The organism is Aliiglaciecola sp. 2_MG-2023, from assembly GCF_030548145.1.
Classification (GTDB): Bacteria; Pseudomonadota; Gammaproteobacteria; order Enterobacterales; family Alteromonadaceae; genus Aliiglaciecola; species Aliiglaciecola lipolytica_A.
The window spans coordinates 95,434-102,701 of sequence record NZ_JAUORY010000018.1 but is presented as its reverse complement, the minus strand read 5'-3'; the positions used below and the strand labels follow the sequence as shown (position 1 = coordinate 102,701).

The window sequence follows — 7,268 nt, the reverse complement described above, 5'->3', positions numbered from 1 at the left end:
GCTCAGAGGTTTGGATTGACCTTGAAAAAGTGGTCAAAAGATGACTAATACCTATTGACCAACAAGAGGCTCATATGTGTTAGGCATTTAGGTTTTAACATTAACAGCCATTTTAAGAACATAACCTCTTTTGGGATCTTGTTCTTTAGGATTTTTTAAAGTGAACGAACCATTGCGATATTCCAAATAATAAATTGTTTGATTCCCATCGTTTCTTAACAAAGTCCATATCTCCAATTCCTCTCCGTAGGAATCAATTTCGACAACCTTCAAAGGAACACTGATATCGCTTGGTTTTTCAGCGGAATGAAGTAAAGAAGTGAAAACCTTTTTTACATTAGGGGCTAAATTAGAACCATCTACTAGTAGTAATTTTTCTTTCTTATTCAACCAGGATGTCACCACCTCATATCCATCTGGCGCTTGATTACTAACGCATCCAAATATAAGTAAGGCCAACAATGTGCTAATTACAATTTTCAAAAAACCTCCAAATAAATGCCTAACGCCTGCGACAACGGCGGTTTAGGATTGGCGGTGTTTTTGCGTCTTTTTGCAAAAACGGTGACAAGACTAAGGCGTGCGATTGCTTGCACTTGTTATGTGCTTGTGCCATCAAACTCTAATCTTAAGTCTTTTAGTGCTAAATCCTTAGTTCTTTCAATTAACCTGGACAAGGATTGCTTGGAACTACGGTGATGATCTAGAAGCCCTTCAAAGAAATCAGATTGAGATTCATAGTCCTCTTGTTTAAGTTGGTCATTAAAAATCTCCCCTTTAAGTACTTCGATATCATGTTCGATTAATTTTAAATCAGAATGCAAATATATAGATTTAACTGAAAAAACATTCTCAAGCTTTATAAAACTATCGTTGGTCTTATTTAATAAATCTTGACGCTCTTTTTGAGACTCAAGAGACTCATAATTCTCATTAAAAGCTCTTTGCTCACCTTCAATGTATTCTACATATGAGCGTTGATATACCTCTTCTTCAGGAGTTTCATATGGAGCTCCTGATGAGCAGCCAATATGAACAAAGCAATCTACGTAATTTTCAAAGTATGCAACCAAACCATCTAAGTACTTTTGAGTGAAGTACAAACTTGTTGTAAGTTCCTCATATGCAACTCTTTTTGTTTCCCATATTTGTTGTTTTACCCAGTACTTCTCGTTCATCTGGCTTTTAATACTTTCAACAGCTTTAGTACTTCTCTCAAGTTGATCTATTGCACCATTAAAATCTTCTTTAGTTGCCAATGCCTTTAAACGATGACTGACATAAGCTCCCAGAGGGGCGATAATCAGTGCAGTTACAATAGCTGGTAAATATGGGATCAAAGAATCCAATTATTAAATCCTCAAAGTTAAAATTATATTGATAGCGCATAACGCCAATATTCAGCGGCGGCTTAAAGCCGTCCGGTGGAGACCCTTTAGGGCCGTAACGAACTGGAATGCCTTGTTAAGCAATTATGCGGGCATCTTCTTTTTGATTCGCTCTATGCGTCCCTCGAAACCGGATTTAGTGCCATCATGCAACCCGTGCGCAATTGCTTGCTCACAGACCTCTATCGCTTTTTCATACTCACCTTTATCCGTTAAAAAAGTTGCGTACTTTTGGAACGTGGTAACGCGAGGAAGGATTCCATCCATTTCCTTTTTGAGGGCCGGCTTTATTTTTGGAAATTCTGCAAGATGCGTCTCTGCCACCTTCCGCAACAGTTCAGCATTCTCAGTATCGCTGCGGTTTTTATACGTTTGATCTACGATACTCATTATCAAAAAATGGCGATCAACGAGGTTGGTCTTCCTCTCAAGGGCATCAACCATTTCGCTCAAGCTGCCGGATGTCCAGGCATGGAACGCATCATCAGCTTCCACAGACTGACCCTGCCTAGTGACATAAGTCTTGGATTCCGAATTACTTATGTCTTGTTTTTTCTGTGCCAGTTTCGGGCTGAAGGTTGCTGGCTTCGATCTCTTGGACAGCCAAACTACAACCAAAATGATCGCTACCAAGATTATCCATTTCATGAATGCTTCCTTTTGCTTAACAATATTAATAAGTCGCAAAAGTCCGTGTTTAAACACTGGCTTTTGCCGTATATAAATTTAACCTATTTTAATCACAGAGGGTAACTTATTACAACATATAGGTTTTTCAGATTTCTACTTTTCCCTCTGTGAAAATACGGCAATTACCAGTGATCTTGCATAGTTACGGCTTCGAAGCTAAATCTGTATATAATCACAATAATCGGTGTGGCGGTGACATTGATTTACTAAAAGTTTGAATGTCTGCATATGTCGACTTAGCCGACCAAAGCATACAACTTAAAAGCGAATAATACAGTCTATTAGTTGGCAACCTGACTTTACTTTAGGCACAAAACATTCTACTTGTCGTCACCACTACTTCACTCAATTTAGATGTTGAACGCTAATCTTCCATAATACCTTTTAAGTTCTCCAAGCCTTGTTGAAGGTCTGGGCCAATTAACGAGTCCATGGCGAGTGCAAAATAGCGGTTAATAGGGTTTAACCCAACATCACCGGTACCAATCCAAGTGACTAATGTTTGGCCATTGCTTTCTTGAAAGGTTAATTGCCCTTGGGATGTCATATCAAAGGCAGAAAAGTAGAGTTCATAGGTGACACTTTGGCTTGGCTCTAAAGCAGAAATTGTCATGATACCATCGCCCTCTGACACACTTTGCCAAGAAGATTGCATGCCTATGGATGCACTATCGCCTGAAAACTCTACTTGCATATCGGGATCTCGTTGATACCAGACACCCCAATTGCGCCATTGTTTAAGATCCGCCACTTGCGGATAAATGTTATCCGCCGAGGCGTTAATTGTAATACTCCGTTGAACTCGATACTCAGATGGCAGAAAGTACCCAAATACAATAAACAGAGTAAGTAGTATTAAAATTGCGAATACGATTTTTTTGAGGGCTGCCATGTTAGGTTCTCCTAGATCAACATCTAAATTGTTTTAATATATAGTTTAGAACAGCATCCTTATCGACATTGAATGCCACGTCGATATCAAACCCTTGCTCTGGATCTCGGTATGTTTGCCCAGCATTAGGTTCGTTTGTAGCGACATTTAATTTTACAGATTCAAATTCTATTTCACCGTTTTGCAGGGCTAATACACTGGTTGCTAATACATCCCACATAAAATAGGTAAATTCATAGCTAGGAATGGTATTGATAGTGGTTGCCCAAAACTGACAAGCCAAACTCGATATAGGATAGTTTTTTTGTTCGGCTAACTGCCCCAAAAAATCAATATTAACGGGCAAACAATTAGTGGCATCCAAACCGATGAGTTTAATCTTTAAACCTGAAGCGAACAGTTTTTGGCTTGCGACAGGATCCCAATAAGCATTCCATTCAGCACTTTTATCGTGGTTGTACATGGCTACATTTCCAGGTACATCCACCGCTCCCCCCATCCAGATAACGTCTTTAATTTTACTCTTTAATTCAGGCTGTTTTTCAAATGCAGCAACTAAGTTGGTACATGGGCCAGTCATTAATACACTTACATTTTGCTGATCAGTTAAACATTTGTTGATCAACTCTTCTGCGCTCAGATTCGAAATTTGCTTTTTGTCATAGGATTGCGCCAACATGTCCGGTAGCACGTTACATATTTTGGGTTGCGCGCGCCAGTCCGCCGGAAAGGCATTTTCACCGTGTAATTGCCCTTGACCAACAGGCACATCAGAACGATTAAACATAGATAGGATTTTTAACGTTGATAGCGTGGCATCAGATAAATAACAATCTGCTGGGGTCACTGTTACCGCCAACAAATCGATATGATCCATTGTTAATAGCAGCATTAACGATAATAAATCGTCCACTCCTCCATCGTGATCGAATATGACTTTTTGTTTTTCTATGGGGGTATTTTGTTGATTTTGTAATGGCATTAATTTCTCTTACTAACCTTGATAAAACTGTTGTTGGTACTCGCTTGGGGAAATACCAACAAATTTATGGAAGTTGAATCTTAAAGTAACGGTATTATCAAACCCAACTCGAGAAGCAAGTTCATCCATGGATAGACGATCATGCTCCAATAATTCTTTAGCTAATCTGATTCGCTGTTGATTTAACCATTCTTTTGGCGGCATTCCTACAGACGCTTTAAAATGACGATCAAAGCTGCGACGGGACATATTTGCATGTCGAGCTAAATCATCTACTTTAGAAATAGTATTTAACTTTTTAATTGACCACTGTAAGGTTTTCGCAAACCTGTGGTGTTTTTGCGGCATCGGAGTTTCAACAAATTGTGCCTGCCCACCAGCTCGATGAGGAGAGATAACCAGTCGTCTAGCCACTATATTGGCTACCTCATGTCCATAGTCGTGGCGCACAATTTCTAACGATAAATCTAATCCGGCAGCGCTTCCTGCAGCGCAGTAGACATTATCTTGCTGGGTATAAAGTACGTTATCCACATACTCCACCATAGGAAATCGTTGTTTAAAAAGTTCAGCATAACGCCAATGAGTGGTGGCTTTACAATGATTAAGCAAACCCAATTGTGCTGGCAAAAAAGCACCAGAACAAAATGTAATTATGCGTTTATTTAAACTGTGGAATGCGACTATTTGTTCTGCCAGTGCCAATTTAATTTTGCGGGAATCGGTATCCCAACCAGGAATCAACAAAATGTCGTAATGCAGTAATTCAGTTACTTCGTTGACCTGCATCAACAATCCGGTAGAAGAAGTTAGCAGTTTGCCGTCAAAACTTATAACATCGCATTTGTACCATGGCGATATTTCTTGTCTAGGCAAACTAAACACTTCCAGTGCACAACCTAATTCAAACACCGGAAAATTGTCGGTGACTAAAATCGCCATATGATGCATTTTCGATTCCTATTCGACGCTGCAACAATTAAAACTGGCTTAATATTAGCGAATAATATCTATTTTGCCACCCTAAGATTGGGTTAATGAAAATATCTTTAATAAAATTTTAACAAATCAAATTGTTTTTGCCGAAAGTACGTGCCAAACTCGTTACATCAAGGTAGCTGTTTGAGCCGTCGTTCGCCTTGATCCAACATTATTATAAATTGTTTGAGGAAGTAATTATATGGAAGGACAGAACCCCCGTTATATTAGTAATTTAACTCGTGATACTTATGCTCTAATTTTAGCTGGCGGCCGCGGTTCTAGGTTGCATGAACTGACTACATGGCGAGCCAAACCTGCCTTGTATTTTGGTGGTAAATTTCGAATTATCGACTTCCCTCTTTCCAATTGTATTAATTCTGGCATACGCCGAGTTGGAGTGGTTACTCAGTATAAATCTCACTCATTAATACGCCACCTGGTTAGAGGTTGGGGACACTTTAAAAAAGAACTGGGTGAGTCAGTAGAAATATTGCCAGCATCACAACGTTCTTCTGATAATTGGTATCAAGGAACTGCAGATGCGGTGTTCCAAAATATTGATATTATTCGTAACGAATTACCTAAATATGTAATGGTCTTATCAGGCGATCATATCTATCGCATGGATTATGGTACTTTGCTTGCTCGCCATGCAGAATCTGGTGCAAAAATGACAGTGTGTTGTATGCCAGTTCCTATAGAAGAAGCCGCAGGTCAGTTTGGTGTTATGTCAGTTGACGAATCAATGCGAATTATAGGTTTTGAAGAAAAGCCAGAAAACCCTACACCTCTTCCAGGTAATCCAGATATGTGTTTAGCCTCTATGGGTAATTACGTATTTGACACCGAGTTTTTATTCGAGCAACTAAAACGTGATTCCGAAAAATCAGAGTCAGATCGTGACTTTGGTAAAGACATAATTCCAGACATCATTAAAGATCAACTGGTTTATGCGTATGCCTTTGATGAAGTCGACCAACGTGAAGTGTATTGGCGTGATGTGGGTACACTAGATTCATTTTGGAATGCTAATATGGAGTTGGTACAACCTGTACCAGCACTAAATTTGTATGATAAGCGCTGGCCGATATGGACTTATCAAGAGCAACTTCCTCCCGCTAAATTTGTTTGGGAAGAAGACAACCGCCGTGGTGCTGCAATCAACTCAGTGGTCTCTGGAGGATGCATAATATCCGGTGCAACAGTCCGTAAGAGCGTCTGTTTCTCCAATGTTCGTGTTCACTCCTATAGTGTTGTTGATGAGTCGGTTATTTTGCCTGATGTGGAAATAAAACGTCATTGTAGAATACGCCGTGCAATCATTGACAGAGGTTGTATTATTCCTGAAGGAATGGTTATCGGACATAGCCGTCAGGATGACGAAGCACGAGGTTTCCGAGTCACCGAGAAAGGCGTGACCTTGGTTACTCGAGAAATGCTAGGCTTACCAGTCGGATATTAATCTCACTGCATTTAAGTAGTTTGGGTATATTGTTTTGAATACTTGATACTCAAACTACTTCTTTCATCGACTCCCACTGAGCAATTTTTTGGTTTATCAACTCAGCAACCAACTTTGGTTGCTCAAGGGGAAACATATGCCCCCCTTCTTTCACTACTAAGTGTTCAAGTTTGTTCTTTTTAATAAAGGGCGCAATTAACCTCTCCTTACACACTTTGGTTTTTTCTCCGGTAATAATCATTGCTGGCAAGTTTTCAGGTAATTTGTAACGACCCATATTCAATGGAATTGTTCTAAAAATATTCGCTTCAATACGATGATCAAAATCCAATTTAAACGCGTCCGGCGTTTCTTTAACGGCAGAACTCACGTAATCGGCAATGCATTCTGGATGCATATCTTTAAATAATGCTTTGCCTTTAAAGTAACTCTCAACATCCGTATCTTTAGACCAGGTAGTACATCTATTCATTGCTTGTTTAGCTGGTGATAATCTGTCAGCAAGACCCAATCTACGTACACTTTTAAATAATAGGCTAGTCAAGCCAGTAATTAGCGGAGGGTCAAGTAACACCAGTCCTTTAACCAGTTTCGGATGCTGGCAAGCAGTTAAAAATGACACTACTGCGCCAAACGAATGGCCAACTAAATAACAGGGTTCAGCCTGCTTTTCATGCAAAAATTCGACGAGCTCAGCGACCTGGTTTTGCCAACCAAAATCAACCGGAAAATTGGGATTATGGGCCAATTTATCTATCGCAATCACCTGATGCTGGCTACTAAGAGAGTCCAACAAAACACGATAACTTCCAGCGGGAAAGCCATTAGCATGGGCAAAATGTATTTTAGAATTCGTTTTCATGTTTATATTAG

At 39.7% G+C, this 7,268-nt stretch carries 8 protein-coding genes; 1 reads left to right on the top strand and 7 read right to left on the bottom strand.

Features of this window, described 5'->3' with window-relative positions; all coding sequences use genetic code 11:
* Nucleotides 1–87: 87 nt before the first annotated feature.
* The 6 genes from Q4567_RS16545 to Q4567_RS16520 form a co-directional block, all read right to left on the bottom strand.
* On the bottom strand, nucleotides 88–483 hold the full coding sequence (locus Q4567_RS16545) for a hypothetical protein (protein ID WP_303501139.1): 396 nt from the start codon (nucleotides 481–483) through the stop codon (nucleotides 88–90).
* A 116-nt stretch (nucleotides 484–599) separates the two neighbouring features.
* Nucleotides 600–1,349: a hypothetical protein gene (locus Q4567_RS16540; protein WP_303501138.1), complete on the bottom strand. Its 750-nt coding sequence runs from the start codon at nucleotides 1,347–1,349 to the stop codon at nucleotides 600–602.
* 123 nt (nucleotides 1,350–1,472) lie between these two features.
* Complete coding sequence (locus Q4567_RS16535; protein WP_303501137.1) at nucleotides 1,473–2,036, bottom strand: hypothetical protein; 564 nt, start codon at nucleotides 2,034–2,036, stop codon at nucleotides 1,473–1,475.
* Between the two features lie 406 nt (nucleotides 2,037–2,442).
* Complete coding sequence (locus tag Q4567_RS16530) at nucleotides 2,443–2,970, bottom strand: SRPBCC family protein (protein WP_216047262.1); 528 nt, start codon at nucleotides 2,968–2,970, stop codon at nucleotides 2,443–2,445.
* Between the two features lie 16 nt (nucleotides 2,971–2,986).
* Entirely contained in the window at nucleotides 2,987–3,952 is a 966-nt protein-coding gene (locus tag Q4567_RS16525) for a nucleoside hydrolase (protein WP_303501134.1), read from the bottom strand.
* 12 nt (nucleotides 3,953–3,964) lie between these two features.
* Complete coding sequence (locus Q4567_RS16520; protein ID WP_303501132.1) at nucleotides 3,965–4,903, bottom strand: GlxA family transcriptional regulator; 939 nt, start codon at nucleotides 4,901–4,903, stop codon at nucleotides 3,965–3,967.
* 229 nt (nucleotides 4,904–5,132) lie between these two features.
* Here Q4567_RS16520 and glgC point away from each other — a divergent pair, with 229 nt between their 5' ends.
* Nucleotides 5,133–6,395 (top strand): glucose-1-phosphate adenylyltransferase, encoded by a 1,263-nt coding sequence (gene glgC, locus Q4567_RS16515; RefSeq protein WP_216047265.1) that lies wholly within the window; start codon nucleotides 5,133–5,135, stop codon nucleotides 6,393–6,395.
* Nucleotides 6,396–6,444: 49 nt separating this feature from the next.
* Here glgC and Q4567_RS16510 read toward each other — a convergent pair whose 3' ends face one another.
* On the bottom strand, nucleotides 6,445–7,257 hold the full coding sequence (locus tag Q4567_RS16510; protein WP_303501129.1) for an alpha/beta fold hydrolase: 813 nt from the start codon (nucleotides 7,255–7,257) through the stop codon (nucleotides 6,445–6,447).
* Between the last annotated feature and the right edge of the window lie 11 nt (nucleotides 7,258–7,268).